The organism is Candidatus Symbiopectobacterium sp. NZEC151, assembly GCF_025962655.1.
In the GTDB taxonomy this organism is placed as follows: domain Bacteria; phylum Pseudomonadota; class Gammaproteobacteria; order Enterobacterales; family Enterobacteriaceae; genus Symbiopectobacterium.
This window is the reverse complement of sequence record NZ_JAGFPE010000001.1, coordinates 1,033,670-1,053,106: the sequence shown is the minus strand read 5'-3', so window position 1 is coordinate 1,053,106 and position 19,437 is coordinate 1,033,670. Positions and strand designations below refer to the sequence as shown.

The window sequence follows — 19,437 nt, the reverse complement described above, 5'->3', positions numbered from 1 at the left end:
TTATATGTCCTGGTAGTTTAGGTAATTCTTGTCACTGTAGCATAGGTCATTGCGGCGATATATTGCCGCCAGTAGACAGGAGGAACGAATGGCGACATTTGAAGTACACAAGGTTGAAGGCGAACTGGCGCTCCATGCCGCGTACCTATTAATGCGGGAGTTGCGACCACACCTGACCGATGCAGAGAATTTTATAGCCCGTGTTTACCGTCAGGCTGAACAGGGTTATTGCTTGCTGGGCATCTGGCAGGATCAAGCGCTACTGGCTCTGACCGGCTACCGGCACTCGGAAAATCTACTGTACGGGCGTTTTCTGTATGTTGATGATCTTGTGACGGCACCTCGCGCCCGCAGCCACGGTCTGGGCGCGAAATTAATCGATGCTCTGCGCGAAGAGGCGCGCTGTCAGAATTGTACTCACCTGGTGCTTGATACCGCTTTAGGTAATGCGCTGGGCCAACGTTTCTACTATCGACAAGGCTTGCTGGCGGCAGGCATGCACTTTCGCCAGTCCTTGGCATGACGTTTTTTTATAACCGGAGATAACCTGATGAACACCCCACAACGTTTACCGTATTACACCCTTTCCCCGGAAGCCTATAACGGGTTTGCTGAGACCAAAAAGGCACTGAGTAAGAGCAGTCTTGGGAAAGCGCTGATTGAGTTAGTCTGGCTGCGGATCTCTCAGATTAACGGCTGCGCATTTTGCTTGGAGATGCACGCCAAAGCCTTGCGCGCTGACGGTGAAAGCGCCGCGCGACTGGATAGCCTGGCAGGATGGCGCGTCAGCGAATTATTTAGCAAACGTGAACGTACCGCCCTCGCGTGGACGGAGTCTCTGACGCACGTAGATAAAACACATGCACCTGACGAGGATTATGCTCCTCTGAAGGCCTGTTTCAGCGAAGCTGAAATTTCCGATCTGACCTTTGCCATTGCGCTGATGAGTGCATTCAACCGTCTGGCGATCGGCATGCGTCAGTAATCCTTACGTCGGGTTCAGGGAAGCGCCGGAATGGGAAAAAGAATATATGAGTATTCTGCATATCGATTGCAGTCCACGCCAGCGCTCCTGATCGCTTTTAACTGCCGGTACACGATGTACGCCTCGCTGTTTGATAAATTCATCGACTGGCGTTGTTGATAAAATAACCGGGTTGAATGACGTGCTATAATGATTTTGTTGCATACGCCTCTGCTCAAAAGCTGATCTAAGCTTGATGCACCTCTTCTTAAGGATTTGGCATGCTTCAACAAGCAGATATCGAGAATAATCAACAAGCGAACAATGTCATTGTGCTCTATCGCGAGATGGCATGGCTGTCGCTGGTGATCAATCAGGTCATTTGCAGCTATCTTAAACAAGAGGGGCATGAACGTCACTGGCTGGATATTCCGCCACCGGAACTGGCAAAAGGCACGCCTTATGCCAATCTGATTATTGACTGGCAACTCTCTATTTATGACCGTCTGGCCCTGGCGCTTGCCATGGCGTCCAGCGTGAAACCCGATACCCTTGATATTTTCTTTGGCCTTAACCGCATTATTGATCGCCCTTTTACTGAATTTGGTGGTGTCAGTGACAAAGCTTTTAGCGGTTTTATTCCGACGGGGCAAACACTCAACTTTCTTATCAGTGCCAATAACCCCGACTGGCGCGTCTACGTCCACGCCATTTTTTCAAACACACATCGTTTGATGGCAGAGCAGGTCACTCAACTTTTATCTGTCGATGAAGGCGTGCCCAAATGGGCGGGCATTTATCGATTAAATGAAGAGTGGTTGCACTATTTTATGACCGGTGAGCGACTGCGCCCTGAGCTAAGTGCCAGCTTCCCGGCCCATTTACTGGAATCCCCTCTGGGATGGAAAGATCTGGTACTGGATGCCAACGTAATGGCGCAAATTGAAGAGCTGCATGCCTGGCTCAACTATGGCCACACGCTTATGGATGAGTGGCAATTGGTGAAAAAGGTGAAGCCGGGTTATCGGGCCGTGTTCTTTGGCCCTCCGGGTACGGGCAAAACCCTGACGGCGGCGCTGCTGGGTAAAGCAACCGGGCGGGATGTTTATCGCGTCGATCTCTCCATGGTGGTGTCAAAATACATTGGTGAAACGGAGAAAAACCTATCTCGTGTGTTTGAAGCCGCCAGTTATAAAGAGTGGATACTGTTTTTTGATGAAGGGGATGCTTTGTTTGGCAAACGCTCTGAAGTCAGCTCATCCAATGACCGGCATGCCAACCAACTGACAGGCTATTTATTGCAAAAGATAGAGGATTTTCCCGGCACGGTGATCATTGCTACCAACTTAAAAACCAATATGGATGAAGCCTTTACCCGACGTTTTCAGAGTATGGTGCAATTTACCATCCCTGGGCCGAAAGAGCGCTTACAGTTATGGCAAAACGCCTTTCATGGCGTGTGTGAACTCGCTGAAGATGTCAATTTATCCGCCATTGCCGATCGCTATGAAGTGGCCGGTGGGCAAATCATTAACGTGCTGCGCCAATGTGCATTAACGGCTATTCAACGGGATGAACGCGTAGTTAATCAGGACGACATTATTGCCAGTATTCGTCAGGAATTTAGAAAAGATAACAAAATGTTTTTTGAGTGAATGTAGCGGCGTGACATAAGCGGAAAGGGTGATCCCGATTTGATATAGCACGATTGAGAAAGAGGGCAGCTTGTGATGTTTTCAAAACAAACGACACGATATCCATCAACCCGACAGGCGGTTTCGCAGCGTAAAGCCCGCCTTGCTACGACGGCACTGGAGGACAATCGCAATGAGCCCGTGCAAAGACAGCCCAATAAAACCGGCCTGCCCGATAACCTGAAAAGTGGTATGGAAAATATCAGTGGCATGAGTCTGGATCACGTCCGGGTGCATTATAACTCTTCAAAACCCGCTGCCGTTCAGGCGCATGCCTACGCACAGGGCAGCGATATACATCTTGGTGCCGGGCAGGAAAAGCATCTACCGCATGAACTGGGGCACGTGGTGCAACAAGCGCAGGGGCGCGTTGCCCCAACCACCTCGGTTGCCGGAATGGCAGTCAATGATCATCCGGCGTTAGAGCATGAGGCTAATGTGTTGGGCGCTAAAGCGTTACGGGGCGTTTAGACCGTTGGGGGGGATAGCTATTAATTAAGTAGTGAAGTAATAATGAGTTTGGGTGTTGAAATATTACGTATAAATATAAATGGCCTGTAAGATTTGACAAAAATAAAAAAAAGGTTGGAATATGTATAAACAAATAGAAAAAACGGAGAGGAACAAGAATAGATCCGTTGCCAACGCTGCTTCTCAGAATAAAGGTGACCGGAAGACAAGTTTGGGGCTTGTGGATAATAGGCCTATACAGCCTTTGCAGTTTGTGATAAAGAACTATACGAACATAAATGAAAACAACTCTGTTATTGAGTCCAGTAATATCCAACCTCTCGCAACTGACACCTGTCTTTCCAGAACGCCAAATAAGTTCGAAAAAAATGTTAATCCTATACAGAGATTTATATCAAAATATTCTACAAGTAAAAGGCATGAATTAGCCTCTGAAGACCAATTGCAAAATTTGATTACACAATACCTGCATATTAAAGGGAAAGGCAGAGAAGCCCAAATAAGGCAAGTGATAGCAGAGCTAAGTGCTGCTCCTGGGTGGTATTCCTTAAATCAGGTACGATGTCATCTTCAAAAAATAGAGCCAGATAAAATAGCATTTGAGCATGTGTTTCAGGAAGATATTGACAGGCCTTTATTACCGACGGGCAGTTCGGAAAAAGGAATAGTTGATGTTACTAAAAGAAGACAGGCCATAAAAAATTTTTCTTTTACTACAGTAACAACGCTTGTTGCACAAGTGGTTTTAAGTGATGGAAATAGCTTTAATGTTGAGCTTCGTAATGTATCTGACCTAAGTAATATACCTGGCAGTAAGTATAATCGAGGTCATGCTGAAATGATCTTACTTCGACAAATTGATTCGGTTCTAATTAATAATAGAACTGAACCTAAGAAAATAACAATAACCATAAATAATAGCCCGTGTGAAGAGTGTACTGAAGATATTATCTGTTGGGCGAAAAAATATAAAAACTCAAAAATTATAATCCACTATGTCAACCCTTATGGAACAGAGCCGACAACATTAGATAAAATGGAAGAGTCCGGTATTTCAGTCTTTCCTTTTTCAGTATTGGATTGTATCGGTTCGGATACTGACGATGAGTTAAGTGAAAACGATGGACAAAATATTAGTGCAAAAGAAAAATTTCTGCGCTATGCGTTGAAGGCAAGTGAAGTTCAGGGTAAACGAAAAGCCGTAATACCAATAAAAAGTGGCTTTCAAATCGAGTCAGAATCAAGTCCATTTGACGAAAGCATAGAAGAGGAAATGCCTTTAAAGGATGTGCTGCACAAAAGTGTATTGTCTGAAGCTACTAGAATAGGGGTAGATCAATGTTATGATATTGGGTTTGCGGATGGAACTGATAATAATTGCTCAATTATCTCCATATTTAAGGCCGCTGATATTGATATTTCGAGCGAGGGCGCTAGTATTTATCGGGAAAGGTTGAATATTAATAATGATGGAGATATTGACCTAACCGCAGATGTGGCTTTAAATATATTAAATTTTGTCACCGAGCAAACAGGTAAGAAATATAAACTTTATGTTGTCTATGAGGGGGTGCCAGATGAATATCATAACCCTCAGCATGAGGTAACGGAACATGCTGATAACGGAGGGAGTGAACCATTATTTGTTTTTTTTGCTGGAACTCATTTTAGTCCCGCTTGGCATCTATAGAAATGGACTTAAAACTCAAAAATTAATCATAAGCTCAAAAAATCATTGGAAACGACTTTTAGCTAATTGCCATAAATGCAGTCGATAGAAAAATGCATTAGCACTCTTCTACATGCATATGAAGATGCCCCGAACCAGACAATCAGGTGCTGTTCAGTAGCCAGGGTATTGAACAGCACCAAACCGTTATCAACATCAATAACTAAAGACCGGCACCTAAGGCTTATCCTCTTCCTTCCTCACCATCCTGACCGCAAATAATATCCATCCCATCACTACGATAAAAACGAACAAAATAGGCACTTTATAACTCTCAAACAAGGGATCGGCCACAAACACCAGCATTAACCCGCTGATAGATAGCGACGTCAGTGCCACAAAGGGGATGCCACTCAAATGTTTTCTTAGTGGGTAACACCAGATACAAGCAGCCAAAAAGACGAGAATGAGCACGAACGATACAAATAAACCCGCTCTTAGTTCCCAGCGATAAACACAGATCCAATTTAGCAGGTTATTGATGTTGTTTATCATCTGATTAATCGGTTTAGGGTACTGCGGGGCCTGCTGGAAGAATGTATCATCAATCAGCGTCTCATTTTCTGCGCTTAGTGGCAGCGGCCAATAGGCTGCGCCCAAAAAGCTCCAGCTCGAAAAGTTAACCAGTTGATTCAGCATCGACTTTTGATTGCGATTGTCTTCGGTTATCAGCACGGGAACCAGTTGCTTGTACACCCGTTGCACGTCGGCCTGATCCGGCTGTTCGCTGAGCCATTTCTGTAATTGCTTTAATTGAGTCAGTTCATCTTTCGCCCCATCGCTATTTTCCGGTGAGCCAGGTCGGACGAGCAGTAGATCGATATTTTTGGATAATTCATTGATACTCCTGAAACTATAAAAATCATCTTCACGCTTTATGATGCCTTTTACCGGAACAATCACATTCACATAATACCGATCATCGTCTGCCTTAGAGGCGTTGAGTGCGTTGATACCAGACTGATGTTGATAGCTTTGACGCAAGGCAGCTTTAACCTTCTGTAGGAATGATAAAAAGGCCTGCTGACTTTGTTGAGTGTCTAAGACCGAAAGGTCTATATCAAAAGTAATGCCGTCTGCAATGGGCAGTACGGTTGCAAATCCAAGACTGATCCACTGCTGCACATTATTAATGAAATACTTGTCCATGGGGATCGTCACGGATGCAACAAGGCGCTGTGCCATGTCGTCAGTAAACAGCGCGATCAGTTGATCTTGGGTGAGATCTCGTGGCGTTGTCACCACCAGATCGAGCTTGGTGCGATAGCGGTGGGTGGTCTGAATAAACTTGCTGTACGTAGGGTCGGCTGACCAGTTTTGTGGCAGTGCTAATGTATTGCCATTCTCGCCAGGTTTCATCACTGCGCCAACATAGCCAATGCGGTCCAAGCGACTAAAATCAATGGTTTGCCCTTTTTCGAGGTGTTGCCAGTAAGGATAGAAACCATAAAAAGTGCCTATCGTAAAAATAGACTTGGTACTGTCCTGGCACCCGCAGTCCTGCGGGGCTTCCCAGTTTACAGGGACGGCGCGGATAGGGCTTTGACCTTTTTTGTATGCTAATTCAACAATGCTTTTGCCCTGCGTACTGGCTGGCGAAATTCCCAACGCGTTCATCGCCATTTGTAATAGATAGAGACTTGGAAAAACTTCATCCTGTAGTGGCGTAAGTGTTTTCAATTGATCTTTAGATAGCGAGGTAATATGCAGTTGCCCAATGGTTTGCTTCAGTGCATTAGGGTTCAGTTGCCACACTAACTGTGGTGCTGTCGTTTGAGTGTCACTTTGTGTGCTGGTTTCAATCACCTGCTTTGATGTACTAGGGGCATGGTTATTGTCGGTAGGGTTATCAGCGGTATTTAGTTTCTCTGCATCGACACTATTTGCTTCGCCATCCATAATTTGGCTCGTGCTCGTGCTCGTGCTCGTGCTCGTGCTCGTGCTCGTGCTCGTGGTAGCACTTGTGCTGGGGTGAGGGGGCTCTATCGTGTAAGCGTCGATAAAATTGTCGATATTAATGGGCTGTGCAATAGGAATATTAAGTTGGTTAAGTGAGTTAATCAGTTGGGTAAATAAATCGCTGAGCTGGTTATAAAGTTGGCTGCGTTGGTCGAATTGCTGCTTTTCTAACTTCTTAAAGGTTGCCAGTACGGTCTGTAGCTGCGTCAGGGTGGTGAAGTCTTTTTCTGTCAATTGGTAATAGTAGGGAGATCTATCACTAGCGGTTTTTTCAGGCGCCGTAGGCTCTGTGGGTTTCGGTGTATCAGAACCTTTAGCGGGTTTTGATGCGCTAAGCCCGAGTTTTATTTCAATCTCTGCTGAGGTTAAATGAAGCAACTCCGGGGGGGTTATCGTCGGGCGCCACGTCGGGAAAAGTGTATTACGCTCAGCAGCGCGATTTAACGCAATCATTAAAGATTCAACAAATATCGGGTGTTGGTCGTTGGATGAGATAGGGGCGGTGAACGCAAATTCACCACAGAAGTAATCCAGCCAGTAGCGAGTTGCAGGGCCAACAATACCATCGTTCAGCAGCTGGCCTCTTTTCAACTGGGCCTGGAAATTGTTGTCATTCTGGTACAAAACAGCAAGCTGAGTTTGTATCTCTCTCCCGAAATTGCGTTTATCACTCGCCGTTAACTGTTGACTGCACGTTTTAAACGGCTGGGCGCTGTCAGCCGGGCCGTTTTGCGCGGCGTAACCAAACGAGGGGATAGTGCAAAGCAGGCCGCCACACAATAGCCAGCAGACCACACCTCTGGCGATGCGCTGTGCTGGCTGACGAATACGTGATAACAGACTGAAGCCAGGGTTTATCATTGTTTTTATCCTCAGCGCCATGAAACAAAGAGGGGAATATCCATCCATGGGTATTTAATGGTCTGAAAGCTCCACGGCAATTGGTCGAGTAGCATGTCAAAGGTGCCAGGGATGATATTTAGCTGCCAATGTTGGGGGGTGAAGGTGAGCACGCCTTCACGTTGAATGAAAGTGGATTGCAGCCCGCTGATGGAGGTTTTTCCCAGAACTCGCCAGTGGGCAATGATGGCCGTAAGCAAACCTTCGATGAGCGTTTCGGCCCCTGCCGGTAATGCAACCTGCTGAGGAATGGCCGTAGAGGGCGCAACGCCGCAGAGTACTTTGTTCAGCAACAGTTGATATTCTGGCGCGCTGTTGGTGCTATTCGTCATCCATTGCAGGCAGAACAGCGCTTGCAGTTGTGCCTGGGTATCAACAAAGTTGCGCCCGTCGGTCAGCGCGAGCCGCTGAAATAACATTGGGATATAGGCTGAGGCGATAACTAATCCCGCATTGTGAATGATGACGGGTTCAGCCACTGCTTCTGCGTTATTCTGCGGTTTTTCCCATGAGATCTCCGCGTTTTTCTTCACGTCCTTATCTGTCATATCAATGGCCTCAATAAGTTGTTTAATTTCCGGTTGCTGGAGATTCAGGTGTGCCGCCCACGGTGTTTTTCCCGATGGACTTTGTTCGCACTGGCTTGCGATCTGTACTAACGTTTTTTGCTGTGACGTAGAGGATATGAGCGGCAGTAACCGCCCAATCAGCGCGGCAACCGACGTATCGTCAGATGCTTTGTCCTGATGCGCGTGAGCACGCCATAATTGATTTAACTCGATGAGAACAGCATGCATGAACGGGGTGCCGGTCATGGTGATCCCTTTAAGCCAATGCTGGCGATAAAGCGTTTGCCAAAACAGGAATTCGCCCTGTTTCGGCGATTCAAAGAGTTGGCAAAATGCCTGGCGTAATGCCAGCAATGCGAGGGTGGCGCTGGTGAGCGTTGGGAGCAAAATCGCTTGATGTGTTTCAGGCGATATCTCCACTAGCCAACGCTGCATATGGCGCGGATTTGCCAGACTACGCTGTAGCCATTGCCGTAGTGAATGCGGCGGTGAGCGTTGCGATAACCCTGTCAACAAGCCCTGCTCCGGTGCGGGTGCTTTACCCTCGAACCAGAGCTGTAAGCCTTCGTGTAACGTTTCTTCAGGGAGAAGGCTATCTAACCACCGTCTGCGTTCCGCCAGAGGCTCATGAGTATCGTTACTGCTGAGGATGAATTGCTGCAACTGGTGGTAGTGCGTACTTTCAGACGACGCATGGTGCTTGTTCATCTGACGTAACAGCCGTTGAAGCCATTGCTCTGGCGTGGCGGGGCATTCATGGCTGAGGAGCAGTGGGTAAAACCAGTGAAAGGCTAATGTAAATTGCCGGACGATCGCCAGCAGCAAAGGGAGCATCGCGAGTGTACGCTCACTGAGTTGCGGCTGCATGATACGTATCAGGCGCGTTAGCTGTGGGATATTCCATGTCTGTAGCTGTGTTGCTATTGCACTGGCATTGATTGCGGCATAGTGCTGTAAAATCGTACGTTGCTGCTGACTTATGACCAATACGTGGACATCGGACTGAATATTTGCGAGCAACTGAGGTGCCGTGACGGGGGGCCGTTTCTGATGTTCGACAAGGTCAACCAACTGCTGGCGCCATAAAAAGCCGCTATCGCTCAGGTTTAACCATTCGTGAATTAATACTTCAACGTTAATCTGGTAGCGGGCAGAAAGTTGTTCAGTGACATTCAGTAAATATTGATATTGATTAAATTCACTCCCTCGGCGGCTCATTAGGTAGTGTAGCGTCAGTTCCCATAAGGCATTTCTGGTATTACTCATATTAAGCGGATTTAACGCGTGGCTTATGGCTATTCCGATGGTTTGACTCTCGCGAATAATAGCCTGTACGGTCTCTGTGGCAGGCGAATTGATGGTGGTGGTTAATGTGAATAATGCGGAATCATCAAAATTGGCCACCCAGCGCTTTACTACGGAAAGTGAGCGCCCCGCACTGAAAATGAGCAGTGGTAGCCGTTTCCCATGGTCGCGCTGCCATTGATGAATGTGGCTGTTCCATTGAGTTTGATTGGCACTTTGCAGCGTTGTGGTGATGTTTTCGATGTCAGCCAACTGCGTCAAAGAGAGGCCATTTATCAACGACGGTGAGAGTGGCGACTGAAAGTAAGAAGGCGATGGTTCATCACCTTGAACGGCATTTCCCGGGAGCCTGGACGGATCGAGTTCTTTCAGAAGGCTGCTCATGGGGATGCCAGACAGGGAAAAGTCACCGGTATTGATAACGCTATTTCTCAGTGCTTCCAATTGGTCGGTATAAGAGATATTGCGCCAGGCTGCCATCTGCTGGATTAAATAACAGAGGTAGCTTTTTGGGTTAAACGCGCCGCCGCTTTCCACAATGAGAAACGCAAAAGTGAATTTCCATAAACTCGTCACTGTTGCGCGCTCGGTGGCCCCGGCACGCTGGGTGGCAAACAGAGGATGTTTCACCATCAGGAGTCGTAATAAAGGGGATGCAAGCGGTTCCAGCACGTCGGCCAGCGCTAATAAGGTTGCATCAGAATACGTTTCGGACCAATGGCGGCGCACATACTCCAGTTGGCCGCACCAGCGCAATAAGGCGGCAAACGGCTGCGAAAGTGGTGGCCAATACAGCCTGAGCTGATGTTCCTGGCCTGAACAGAGCGCCATAACCAGTTCGTTAATATGGCGTAATGGGACTGCGCTGATTAGCCGGTTTGCCTCATCAGGGTCTGTCTGGGGAGCCGTGGTGGCGGGTAAGCGTGTTTCAGCGATCTCCGGTTTATCAGGTGCGCCTAAAAGCGCAGGCGAAACAATAATGGGCTCGATGGTGTGGAGTAAATCCAATAATTGCCCTTGTAGCACGCTGTCGATGGTGGTGCTGTCAAGCGTCGCAATTAGCGACGCCAGCAGCGTATCTGCCTTTTGGTTTTGCGAATTTGCCATCTGGACCACCAGGCCAGACATATAGCTTTGGCGGTTGAACGCACTGCCACGATCGATTAGCAGGTATTGGAGCGTAAAAAGCCACACATGCTGGTGAATTTGCGATGGGGGCAATATCGCGGCGGATTTTTCAGGGCTTGATGCCTGTGTAGCGTGAACGTCGCGCGAGGTTAAATCGGCGCGGTTTTTTACCTGCCACCAGTCTGGTACGCGCAGAATAGCGGTCAAAAATGGATATTCCTGCGGTGTTAATACGCTAAGCAGCAGCAGGCGCTCAGCTTCCGTTAAATCACGCACCAAAGCCCAGGGGAGCTGGCTATCGGTGTGCCGCTGATAGAGGGCTTTTATCAGCTGTGGCGCAAACTGGTAAATCAGCTTTTCCCAATCGGGACGGAGCGGAGCCAGGTTGTGTTGCGCTAATAGCTGCGCGAAGCGGGCAAACCACGCCAGTGCCAGTCGGTCAGCGATTTCTCCCTGGCGGCCTTTAGGATGCGTTAATAAAAGTGACATCATTTCCCATTGCTGCGAAGGCGCTAACGACGGAAACAATGCTGCAATGTGGCTGACGGGAAATTGCTCAACGATCCGTCGTAATAGGTGCTCAGGCTGGTGGATATTATTGAGTGCCTCAACCAACTGGGTGGAATGTTCGGTCAGCATGTCAGACAGACCCAGTGATTCCAGCGGCTGTTCGCCGGGCACCGACCACGGGAGCGCACCGGTGCTGAGAAATTGCCAGAGTATGTTCCAGCGCTGTTGTTGCTGGCTTCGCACCTGCATGCTATTGGGGTTAGCCGAATGCGTGGATGGCCGTGCCTGTCCGGCTAGGTGCAACTGTGAACGCAGCGTTGTCTGGAGCACGTGTTTGAGTTTTTCTGGTGCTTGTTGGTAAAACATCCTTGCATTGATCTCACCGAGATCGAGCGTCAGCGTATCGATAACCAGGGTTTGATGCTCAGGACAGACCTCATCAAATACCGTTTCCATCACGGGGATAAAGTGCTGAACAACCCACTGCGCGGCGCGCGATTCAAAGGTCTCTGCATCAGCAAACCCGGTGAAATCAAATTCGAGACTAATGTGATTAATTTTGTGGAATTGGCTCATAGGCTCAACGCCTCATCTGTCTCATTGCGCGACCGCTGAATAAACTGGTAAAGCTGTTGAGCGATGGCATCGCACTCAGGCTGATCTTCTTTGCGCTGTAGCGCGTTGGATTTTGCGTGCCGCCATTGGCTATACAACGTTTCGAATTGGCCAAAAGCAGCGAAATCCAACCATAGGCACTGCGTCAGCAGGTGAGCCGGACTGTTTTCAATGATGAGTTGTTCTGCATGCTCCCGAAACCTGGGGTTACTAAAGCGAGCGGTGTAGCCCGGCAACACCAGAGTGACCCGGTTGGCATAGTCGCTAGCGTCTCCAGTACGCAGTAAAATGGGTTCGACGACATAAAGCCCTTCACTGCTTTGATTCAGCTCTATTAGCCAGCGTTGCAACTGATGGCAGAGTTGGGTGAGTGCCTGTTTGTCAGAATGGCTGGCAATATAAAGCCCCTCTTGGGTGCCTTCGATCCCAGTATTAAAAAACAGCAGATAATCATCATGCTCTGCGCGGGGCAGCAGGCGGTATCTGCGGTTATCAATACCAAACTGCAACAGCACATCAGGCAGCGTTCGCCCGTGGAAGAGGGAGGTGGCTAATAGGGTGTGCTCAATATCATCTTCATTCGGGTATTCGACTAAGCGGTTATCGGCTAAAGGCAGCAGGCTCGCCTTCGCTTCGGGGCTGAGTGACCACAACACAGTTTTGCCCGTATCGCTGGGGAAGTAGAATGAGTTTGGCACCAGGTTCAGTGAGTACCGGGCAATAGCCTGCGTATAACTCCCCTGGGAAGAGGCCAGTGGGAATAGCCCTAGAAGCAGCGAAAGACGCTGGCGGTATCCACCCTGATGTTCAGGCTGAAGCAAATTATCACCAATACCCCGGCCATTGGTCATCGTAACGATATTCAGGATAAAAACTTGTTTGTATTTCAGAAGCTGTTTTTCTAATGTTTGGGCAGAAAAATACGGATTGAACTGGCGATGTAACCACTCCGGGAACCGTTCGCTATAAAGGGCTAGCAAATAGTTAAAGATGCGATTTTTCCGCTCAGGATAATCATCAAGCTGAGCTCGCAACTGGTCCAGACGCGTGCTCGCATCATGCGGGTAATGTTTGCCGATATTATAAAACTCATCATCGTGTAACCGATGCGCATGGTAGGTGGCCTCAGTAGTTAATGAGAGCGAGAACAGCGAGTTCAACCCGGCAACGTCGTCACAAAAATTAGCCATTAGTTGGTCGAACAGCAGTAAGTAGCTGCGAAGCTGATGTCGTTGAGCCTGCTGCTGCGCATGGTATTGATTCGGCATCCCAGGCGCTAAATGATAGTTCCTGGGAAACAGCGTTTGAATGGATTCATAGCGGCTGAACTCAAAATATCGGCCAACGGGCAGCGCGGGGGGCGTGACCGTTTTGAGCTGGGCAAAACGTTGCTGGTATTGGATCTGCTCTATTTGAATGGCGAGATTGGCGTAGTCGAGGTTAACCGGGTGCTGAAACTGGATTATCTCGATGTCTGAATGCGCGGAGGGTCGCGGAAGCGTCAAATAAGAAAAAGGGGCGATATTATCAATCGGGGTTGGCTCTTCGTCACCCATGTTGCTACTGTGCTGGCTAAATTCTAGCCGATCAATTTGTAGGATTCCGTCTTCAGCGAGCAGTGATTCTTTAATCACAGTCGCAGGCATGTTTTGCGTATTTGCTTCAAGCCAAAGGCCAATCCGGTGGTAGATCTTGGCAGCTAGCCAGGTGACATCCGCGATATCGTCACTGATATGAATGACGGCGGTGAGCGTCAGCGGGTGTTGTCCGGTCAATTCAATGGCGGATAAATCTTCCCCAATCGCCCGAACCTGATAAAACTCATGGCGAATGCGCTGAATGGCGGCATGTTGCTGCGTATAGACCGAACGTTGGCTAGCTACCGGACCCTGCTGGCTTAACGCGTAAAAATGGTTGAGCTGTACATTAAGGGTGTAAATACCCAACTGCGGGGCATCTTCACTCCAGCGTAACCAGACTTTCTCGAGCTCAGGAAGCCGGGCTAATAACCACGTCTCATATTCTTCAGGCTGCTGCGGGTATGCCGGGATGATGTCTTGCGCTAACGCTAATCCATGAGCCCGGTAATCAATGTTCCCAGAGGGCTCGCTGAGATAGTCGGTTACCTCAAACTCACAGCGGTAGATCAGGTCGGTCAGGGCGTAGCACACCTGCTCCAGGATAGTCATGCCCGGATCGTGCGTATTGTAATCAGTCCAGAGATGACCACTTAGCTGCTGGATGTACGTCAGGCCAAGCTGATAAAGATGTTCAAAACTATTCGGATTATCATTATGGCGTTTTTTCGAAATAGTCTTAGACATTATTGAATTTACTCCCCCATTACTTTGTGCTGGCATTGCTGCATAAAGGGGTCATGCCATAATTGTGTAATATGGTATTGGATGGTTTGGTCTTTTCCAAATGGCGTATTGGTGCGAATTTGCAATGCGTAAGGGCGCACGGTGCCTCTGTGATTGTGTTGCCGCCAGCGCAGTTGTATTTTGTCTGCTGAAGAATGAAAAAATGCCTGAGTCATATGAATAGGGTTTTTATCTGCCCAGTGCCACCACCGTTTGTTGGGTGCGCAGGTATTAGTGGCGATGGCGTGCACAAGAGCATAGCGCCCGCTGTATCGGATGCCGATCCCCGCGACCACTTCGAACATATGGCACCCTTCGAGATCGGGAGTAATATCGTGCCATTCGCCATCAGCGGGGATGGGCGTATCAATCAACACGCCGCCCATTCTGCCTTGAGATGCGATGGTGCCATTGACGTCGAGGGTCTGCTGAGGCGTTGCGGTATTAATCCCTACATGTCCATTGGGCGTCATTGAGAGATTGGTGGACGGTACTGCTCCGGTATCCTCCGGGCTTTCTCCTGTGATATCTGCAATTGGGTTTGCGAAAATGTGTAGATTAATACTCTGAGGAGCAAATCCAACGTGCCACAGCGGGGTGTCGGGGCTATTTTGCTGGTAAAAGCTCAGCAAATGTTCCTGATCTAATGCTCTTAGCTGAAGTCCCGTTTCCGGTGGCTTGATAAACCCTTCATCACTCTGATTAACGCATGAGTCAATCAAGTCTGAAAAGTGTTCGGCTGACGGCATGGTCCCATGACGAAAATAATTCTTAAGCGTGCTTCGGTTACGTTTAGCCATTATTTTTTGCGCCTTTAGGGTTAGACGTTGTTGATGTGCTGACAATAAATTGTTCCCCGATAACCAGTTCGCCAATACCAACGGTAACGGGCCTGTGGGTAAGGTTATCGGGTGAAATTTGAATGTACTGATGCACTTCTGGAATCAACAAATACCATGGATAGGCTGCACGAATGGGTTGATTGGTTGTCGCGCTGTCCTGGAGCGTGTACTCCGTATCTTCATCAATGCTGATTTTCAGCGCGGAGAGTGCACTGACCTTAACGACGTTTTTTTGTCTGAGAATAAAGGCGCTGAGCTTCTCAAGTGATAAGCAGAATCCCAGCCCCGAGTTAAGACTGCCTGACTCCCAAGGGCATAATTGCGATTTGATAGCATATTCGAGTCTTCGTAATGCGGGGCCATGACTGACTCCCTCTTTTAACGTGACTTTGCACCTGATCTGGATTTTTTCGTAGCCAGGATGACGGACTTCTATTTGTACGTGCGGGCGAGACACGGCCAACAGGAAACGGCGAATAGCGAGAAGGTATGAAGAATCTAACTGCTTTGGCGAACAGAGCGAGTGATCGCAGTGGGTATTGACTGGGGTCACGATGACCAATACGCGGCCGGGTTCCTGGGCATGAGAATGATAGCTGCGGGTAGGGAAACAGTGTACGGAACCCACCTCCGGGAAGTTTTCCAGAATAAGGTGCTCGTAATCCCACGGCGTTAACGCTTTGCCTTTGTGACGCAAGCTTTCACTGATCCGCATCTGGAAGTGTTTATCGCTTTCAGTTTCGGGGATTTTTATCATCGCATTAAGTTGCGCTATGGCGGCAAGATTCGCCTTTCGCGGTGTGCTTCGCCATGCAGAAAATGAGAGCGGGGTGACACCATCATCGGCAAGGGGCGCGCCTTTACCTGATACTTTTACGACGTGTGTTGCCACATGCAAACAGTCAGGATAGCGGTCAATCCCCTTATTGGTACTCACACGTAGCCAAAACAGACCCGACGGCATCACGGTGTGGTCCGTATTGATGTCATCCGGTAGATCTAAGGTGACAATACCGGTGGTGAGAAAGTTGAGGGTAGTGTCATGGATAATCTGGTGCGGGTTGAGTGCCTGCCATTCATTTTCCACCAGGTAATACCAGCGATATGCGGTAGATGGATAGGGCATTAGCAGTCGGGCGTTACCGTCAAACACAAAGAAAATATTTAAATACCCCGATAATTCAGTCGCAGTGATACCGATAAAGCAATGGCTATCCTCTTGGTAATTCGGGAAGAATCTCGGTCTGTGGAGCTGGAGAATTTGCTGCGGCGGATAAATGGCGTTTTCGCCAAAAGGGTGCAAGTGAACGATTTCACTCTGGCTGTGATTGTCGATGCTTAATAAATCAATGGTTGATTCCGCTGAATAGTCGATGGCAATGCGGGTGACTAACGGCGCATAGGGTTGATTAGGCAACGTTCTTTTATGCTTTTTGCTGACATTGTAAGTCAGTGTGTCACTCAGTAAGGGCGCATAATCTTTGTGGCCGAATGCCGGTTCCGGGCCTGTAAGCATTAGCTTAAAGAGACCGTTACGTAAGCCAGATTGGTTACTGTATGGCGTCTTTGGCCACGGGCGAGCCACTGGCGTGTAGCTGTTTCTCATTTTCGGAAAATGAAGATGTCTGTCATGGTGAAGGACGCCGCTGGCCGGCGTGAATAACGGTAAGAAAGTCGGGCCGAATTCAACCCACTGCCCATTATCGAGCACTGCTGCGCGCATTTGAAAACTGGCGTTGGTGTATTGGTAAGGATATTGAGCATAGTACTGCCTGAAGCCCTCTGAGCCCCGCGGCAGGTTCCCCCAATCGAGGTGCAACGACAATTGGCTAAGGGATTTTCGGGCAATCTCTTCGTTAGCAATAACCACATAGGCATCAAGATAAGGCTGAGAGCCAAATAGGAAGAAGGGCTGTGAGGAATCAACTTGTCCCTCGGGGGTAAATAATTGCATTTGGGTTACGCCGCTTACATGCGATGACATCGCCAGTTTTGATAATTCAAAATCGCGGAAAATCGCATACGGGAAGCAGTTACTTTGCCGCTTCAGCGTTATTTTTAGCGATGCACTGTGCGGGAGATGCGCATGGCGAGGGATGATGGACGCAAAACCGGTATCAACATGACATTTCACCCTAAATCCAATTTGACACTCATTGGCGGAGCAGGGGTAAATCTCCACGTTATCAAGCACCTCCCAACCATTTTCGGTTGAGGCTTCAAGGTGAAAAACGTCCTGAAAGAGTTGATAAAAAGCCGCCGTGAGGGAATGGCTGAGTAACTCTTTGATCGTCGTATAAGCAGTTGCTTCTTCCGCAAGAATGGGTTTCAAACGAGTGAGGATCTCCGCAATATCTGATTCGGCTAACCATGACACCGTGTAAAGACAGCGTCGGCTTACTATCTGACCGATGACACGAAAGAGAAGGTCCGTCTTTGAGAGGCCATATAACACCCCTTTATCTTGGGTTGAGCAGATAACCTGTAGCATTTGCAGATAAAACAACTTATAGGCTACCCAAACACGCTGTGACGGTCTGAGATGCTGAAACTGGTTGAGTTGATCCGGTGTTACCTCTTTTACCAGTTTGCTGGCGGTTATCTGGGCAGCCCAATTCTCCAACAGATAGGCATGCAGGGTGAGTAATTGTGTAAATATTCGCGTTAACGCTGCGCTGGCTTTATCATCATCATCCACCGCCAGCAATTCCTGAGCAACGATGCCCGAGCGCACCTCTTTGAGATGAATCACGATTTCGATACTGCGATTGCCTTGCTGCATCGAAAATAGGGGATCCGTGATAATCAGCCCCATCGGTTGCGTGCTGTCTTCGGTTTTATACTTGTTGTTGAATATATTAAAGTGCTGTTCTTTCGGGAAATCGTCCCCGGTCGCGCTAGCCGTTATCAGCAGGCGCTGTCCGCTGACTCCGCATACCAAGCCAGATTCTTTTTCGGGTGAAACTAGCGGGTCGCGCTGTAGAGTGAGGTTGAAGAGGTGAGAGACCTCGGCATCCGTGACTTCAATTGGATAACCGCTACGATAAATGATCGGGTTAAAATCAGGATCATCGCCAGGGCTAAATTCGGCACCTTGCTCAAATTGAATCGAATTGTTGGTTTGATTGTTTAATGAGAGTTTTAGGTACACCGAATTATCTGGCGTAGCTTTCTTACTTTGCTGTAGAACCTGCTGGTAATAAAATTGCAGATGTTTTTCCGTGAATTGATTAAGGCTTTGTTGGGCCCGTTCAAACAATTGCAGGAAGGCAAAATAAAGTGCCTGCTGCGGGTTATTTTCCTGATGCACTAAAGCGGCCTGCAATACCTGCTGGCTTTGCTGTTTTATCTGTTCAATGACATAGACTATTTTCGCGAAGCAGTGGCGCGTTTGTTCACTAAAGCTACTGTGCTGCAATACTGACGATGCGGTGTCTAGCGTTTGTTGATCAAGATTCCACAACGGATCAAGCGCTTGTACGTGATGGTGGAATTGCTCCGGTAAGCGGGTGATCATAAGGCTTAGCGGCAACGAGAGGTGATACTGATATTCATGCAGCAGGTAGTATTTAAACTGGTAAGCGGTCTCCGGGGTGCCCGGGAGGTGTTGATACCACTCCTGCAACCGTTTTAACAGGATGAGTAAAAACTCGACGGCCACGTTTCCACCGTGTGCCTGGGCTTGCTGGAATTGTTCTTGAATCTGTTTTGTATTACAGGTTGATATCGCGGCACAAACCACGATTTCACTTTTTTGAAATAAATTTCCCCAGTGACCATCGGCCTGATCCTGCAGGTTTTTGAAGGGCAATTGTTGGGCAAACTGGTGTGCCCAAACCACTAACTGCTCAAAGCTAAGCTCGTGTGGGTTAAAAAGGGATGAATTTATCGCCTCATCCTGCCGCTGTTGCCGCGAGGTCATTATGCGATATCCCACTCGTTTGATAACGGTAGTAACTGAGGTGCTATCAACGTGCCTTCGCTTAAATAGAAGGGATAAACCATATTGCTACGCGTGTTGGTGGTGATAACGCTGTAGTCAATTTGAATAAGCAATTTCCCAGAAAAGGGTTCGGGTAAAAAATGGACATCCTCGACATTGATGCGCGATTCGAAAAATAAAATGGCATGGCGAATTTCAGAGGCGAGCTGGGTTAATACCGTCTGCGTGAGTTCTTCAAATACAAACTGATTAATTCGGCAACCGAAATCGGGCGTCATAAGTCGCTCCCCAGGCGTGGTGGAGAGTAGAATCGTTAAGCTCTGTTCGATATCCTGTATATCAGAGCTCATGACAATCTGATGATTGGGTCCAGTAAAGCAGGGCGGAAATGCCCAGCCGGTTCCTAAAAATGCATTGTCGTTTGCCATAAATTTCACGCAATCCT

General features: G+C 48.2%; 11 protein-coding genes. 5 read left to right on the top strand and 6 right to left on the bottom strand.

Annotation, left to right across the window (positions count from 1 at the left end; genetic code table 11):
- Positions 1-88 precede the first annotated feature (88 nt).
- From J5067_RS04785 to J5067_RS04765, 5 genes are all read left to right on the top strand, one after another.
- Entirely contained in the window at positions 89-523 is a 435-nt protein-coding gene (locus J5067_RS04785) for a GNAT family N-acetyltransferase (protein WP_264627997.1), read from the top strand.
- Between the two features lie 27 nt (positions 524-550).
- Positions 551-985 (top strand): carboxymuconolactone decarboxylase family protein, encoded by a 435-nt coding sequence (locus tag J5067_RS04780; RefSeq protein WP_264627998.1) that lies wholly within the window; start codon positions 551-553, stop codon positions 983-985.
- A 260-nt stretch (positions 986-1,245) separates the two neighbouring features.
- A complete protein-coding gene (locus tag J5067_RS04775) occupies positions 1,246-2,619 on the top strand; it encodes an ATP-binding protein (protein ID WP_264650548.1) in 1,374 nt (457 codons plus the stop codon).
- A gap of 75 nt (positions 2,620-2,694) precedes the next feature.
- Entirely contained in the window at positions 2,695-3,129 is a 435-nt protein-coding gene (locus tag J5067_RS04770; protein WP_264650845.1) for a DUF4157 domain-containing protein, read from the top strand.
- Positions 3,130-3,250: 121 nt separating this feature from the next.
- On the top strand, positions 3,251-4,819 hold the full coding sequence (locus J5067_RS04765) for a hypothetical protein (protein ID WP_264650547.1): 1,569 nt from the start codon (positions 3,251-3,253) through the stop codon (positions 4,817-4,819).
- Between the two features lie 216 nt (positions 4,820-5,035).
- On the opposite strand, the gene J5067_RS04760 is transcribed toward J5067_RS04765, so the two are convergent.
- Genes J5067_RS04760 through J5067_RS04735 form a run of 6 tightly spaced genes read right to left on the bottom strand, consistent with a single transcriptional unit; the run spans position 5,036 to position 19,420 of the window.
- Positions 5,036-7,678: a hypothetical protein gene (locus J5067_RS04760; protein ID WP_264650546.1), complete on the bottom strand. Its 2,643-nt coding sequence runs from the start codon at positions 7,676-7,678 to the stop codon at positions 5,036-5,038.
- Positions 7,679-7,689: 11 nt separating this feature from the next.
- Complete coding sequence (locus J5067_RS04755; RefSeq protein WP_264650545.1) at positions 7,690-11,805, bottom strand: contractile injection system tape measure protein; 4,116 nt, start codon at positions 11,803-11,805, stop codon at positions 7,690-7,692.
- Entirely contained in the window at positions 11,802-14,204 is a 2,403-nt protein-coding gene (locus tag J5067_RS04750) for a hypothetical protein (protein WP_264650544.1), read from the bottom strand. Before J5067_RS04750 ends, J5067_RS04755 begins: the two co-directional genes overlap by 4 nt.
- Positions 14,177-15,007 carry a hypothetical protein gene (locus tag J5067_RS04745; RefSeq protein ID WP_264627592.1) on the bottom strand — a complete coding sequence of 277 codons (831 nt, stop codon included), beginning with the start codon at positions 15,005-15,007 and terminating at the stop codon, positions 14,177-14,179. The genes J5067_RS04750 and J5067_RS04745 overlap by 28 nt, the downstream gene beginning before the upstream one ends.
- On the bottom strand, positions 15,000-18,971 hold the full coding sequence (locus tag J5067_RS04740) for a hypothetical protein (protein ID WP_264650543.1): 3,972 nt from the start codon (positions 18,969-18,971) through the stop codon (positions 15,000-15,002). The genes J5067_RS04745 and J5067_RS04740 overlap by 8 nt, the downstream gene beginning before the upstream one ends.
- On the bottom strand, positions 18,971-19,420 hold the full coding sequence (locus tag J5067_RS04735) for a GPW/gp25 family protein (RefSeq protein ID WP_264628031.1): 450 nt from the start codon (positions 19,418-19,420) through the stop codon (positions 18,971-18,973). The genes J5067_RS04740 and J5067_RS04735 overlap by 1 nt, the downstream gene beginning before the upstream one ends.
- Between the last annotated feature and the right edge of the window lie 17 nt (positions 19,421-19,437).